Origin of the sequence: Halorubrum sp. AD140, from assembly GCF_034497445.1 — an archaeon.
Lineage (GTDB): Archaea > Halobacteriota > Halobacteria > Halobacteriales > Haloferacaceae > Halorubrum.
The window spans coordinates 1-3,236 of sequence record NZ_JAXRUU010000118.1; the positions used below are offsets into that span (position 1 = coordinate 1).

Annotated in this window: 2 protein-coding genes and 1 pseudogene; all 3 read left to right on the forward strand. The window is 72.3% G+C overall.

Going from position 1 to position 3,236, the window contains the following annotated elements; all coding sequences use genetic code 11:
* On the forward strand, positions 1 to 1,211 hold a 1,211-nt coding region (gene glpB, locus U4E84_RS16385), incomplete at its 5' end, for a glycerol-3-phosphate dehydrogenase subunit GlpB (protein WP_322533183.1).
* Positions 1,208 to 2,824 (forward strand): anaerobic glycerol-3-phosphate dehydrogenase subunit C, encoded by a 1,617-nt coding sequence (locus tag U4E84_RS16390; RefSeq protein ID WP_322533184.1) that lies wholly within the window; start codon positions 1,208 to 1,210, stop codon positions 2,822 to 2,824. The genes glpB and U4E84_RS16390, both read left to right, overlap by 4 nt.
* Before the next feature lie 152 nt (positions 2,825 to 2,976).
* Positions 2,977 to 3,236: pseudogene (locus U4E84_RS16395) on the forward strand (CRTAC1 family protein); the annotation flags it as partial.

Here is a 3,236-nt window from a genome sequence, read left to right on the forward strand (position 1 = left end):
AGGCCGCGAAGCCTCGCCGCGAGGGGCGGCCGACCGCGGGCCGGGAGCTCGACCGCGACGAGTGGCCCGACCCGGAGGGCCCGCTCGCGGACCCCTTCGAGGCGATCGACCGGCTCCCCGAGACGCACCCGTACCGGATCGTCGGCGCCGACGCGCTCCGGGAGGGGCTGGCCCTGTTCGACGAGCTCGCTGGCGACGCGTACCGCGGGGGACACACCGACCGCAACGCGCTCGTACCGACGTTCGGCGGGAGCGTGAAGCCGACCGCGCGCTACCCGGCGGCCGCCGAGGCGGGGCTCGCGAGCGACGACCGGCCCGCGCTCATCGTCGGGTTCCGGTCGCTGACCGAGTACGACGCGCGGGCGTTCGCGGGGCGGCTGGAGGCCGCCGGCGTCCCCTTCGACGTCGCCGGCGCGGAGGTGGAGTTCGCCGAGGCGTTCCGGGCCGACGCGAAGGTCACCCGGCTCGCGAAGGCGCTCGACCACGACGAGGCGATAGACGGGGTCCCCGCGCGCGAGGCGTTGGCGAAGGCGGTCGCCCCGCACCTCCACGACGTGATCGACGAGGCCGGCGGCGTCGACCGCGTCGAGCGCGTCGGCTTCCCGGCGTTCCTCGGCGACCAGCGCGGCAAGGAGGTCCGCGCGGAGCTCTCCGACCGGCTCGGCGCCGACGTCTTCGAGGTCCCGATGGGGCCGCCGAGCCTCCCCGGGCTCCGCCTGGAGGACCGGCTCTACGACGCGCTCGACGCCGAGGGCGTCCGGTTCGAGACCGGCAACCCCGTCGTCGGCGTCGAGACCGAGACGGACGGGCGGATCGAGGCGGTCGCGGTCGACCGGAAGGGCCGCGAGGCCCCGTACGGCGCCGACGCCGTCGTGCTGGCGACCGGGGGACTCGTGGGGAAGGGGCTCGACTCCGACCGCGAGGGCGTCCGCGAGGCCGTCTTCGACCTCCACGTCGAGCAGCCGGCGGACCGCTACGAGTGGTTCGTCGACGACGCGTTCGGCGACCAGCCGTACGCGCGGTTCGGTGTGCGGATCGGACCGGAGGCGCGCGCGTTGGACGCGGACGGTGAACCGGCGTACGAGAACGTCTTCGCGGCCGGCGGCGTCGTCGGCGGCGCGGACGTTGCGAGGGAGAAGTCCGCGAGCGGGGTGTCGCTCGCGACCGGCCTCGCGGCCGGGCGAGCGGCGGCGACGGAGGCACACAGATGACACGACACACAGACGACGGCCTGGGGGAAGCGAACGGGGCGGACGGACCGAACGAGAGGGACGGAGAGCGCGCCGACGGGAGCGAGCCGCGGGCCAGCCCCGGCGTCCCGGCGGCCGGCCGCGACGAACAGCCCTCGATATTCGTCACCGACGACGGTGCGGTGCCGGGAGCGACCGCGACCGCAGAGCGGCCGGCCGCCGATGGTGGACGCGCAGCGAACGACGCGGCCACCGGTGGTGGACGCGCAACGAACGACGCGGCCACCGGTGGTGGACGCGCAGCGAACGACGCGGCCACCGACGGCGGCGTCGAGAGCGCGACCGTCGGCTCCGAGTCGGCGGCGCTCGACCCGGACGCGTACGACCCGGTCGACGTGTTCCCCGGCGGCGACCTCGACCTCCGGGAGGGGGCCGACTCCTGTTACAAGTGCACGAGCTGTGACACCTCCTGTCCGGTCGCCGAGGTCGACGACGAGTTCCCCGGGCCGAAGTTCCAGGGCCCGGAGCAGTGGCGGCTCAAGCGCAAGGGGGACCACGACGTCGACGAGTCGATCACCTCCTGTTCGAACTGCATGCGCTGTGACGACGCCTGTCCCTCGTCGGTGCCGCTCTCGCAGATGCACAACGAGGCGCGCGGCCAGTTCGTCGAAGAGCAGATGGAGAAGCTCTCCCGGGAGTACGTTCGGAACCGCATCCTCTCGAACTACCGCTTCTTCGCGTCCATCGCGAGCAGGGTGCCGCGGCTGGCCAACGCCGCGACGAAGGTCCCGGGCGCGATGTGGCTCGGCGAGAAGGTCCTCGGCGTCACGAGCGAGCGCGACTTCCCCGAGTTCGCCACGGAGACGTTCCGCGAGTGGTGGCGGGCCCGCGGCGGCGCGCAGGTGGAGGACCCAGACAAGCGCGTGGCGTACTTCCACGGCTGTTACTCCAACTACAACACCCCCGAGGTCGGCAAGGCGATGGTGTCGGTGTACGAGCACTTCGGCTACGAGGTGCTGGTGCCGCCACAGAAGTGCTCGGGCACGCCGATGTTCGCGAACGGCATGCTGAAGGACGCGCGCCGGCACGCGGAGACGAACGTCGAGAGCCTGATCGAGGCCATCGGTGAGGGCGCCGACGTGATCGCCTCCTGTACCTCCTGCTCGCTGTCCCTCCGCCAGGAGTACCCGGAGCTGTTCGACATCCACGGGATCGAGGACGTCTCCGAGCACACCTACGAGGCGCTGGAGTACCTCCGGATCCACGAGGACCTCGAGGGCGAGCTCGCGGACACGGAGCTCGCGGACGAGGAGTCGTTCGCGTACCACGCGCCGTGTCACGCCCGCAACCAGGGGCTCTCCCGACAGGCGGTCGAGACGTTCCGCGACGTCGACGGCGTCACCGTGGAGGACGTCGGCGACTCGTGTTCGGGGATCTCGGGCACCTACGGCTGGAAGGAGGAGAAGTACGAGACGTCGATGAAGATCGGCGAGGAGATGTTCGAGCACATGGAGGACGCCGAGGGCGACGTGGGGATGACCGAGTGTCCCACCTGCGCGATGCAGATGGAACACGGCACCGGCTACGAGATCAAGCACCCGCTCCAGCTGCTCGACGAGGCCGTCGGCGCCTGATCGGCCACGGGTCGTCTCTCGCGGTCCACACGCCTCGGCGCGCTCGCGGGCCGCTCGTTCCTGCGCGCCAGCGGGAGCGCGGCCGTCGTTGCTCCGCTCGAGGCGTGAATCCAACCCGTGAGTTCATATTCCCCGAGCGGTGACGGACGGCCATGTTCACGGAGCGGTCCGACCTCGTCGGCGACGACGACCCAGTCCGCGGGCACGGCGTCACGGTGACGCCGGGACGGGACGGACCGCTCGTCTTCGTCGCGGGCTACGGCGAGCCGAACCGGCTGTACGCCCGCGACGGCGACCGCCTCGTCGACACCGCCTGCGGCATCGTCGCCGACGGCACCCGCCACGGGATGGGCGTGTGCGCGGCCGACCTCGACGCCGACGGCTGCGAGGAGGTGTACGTCCACAACTGCGC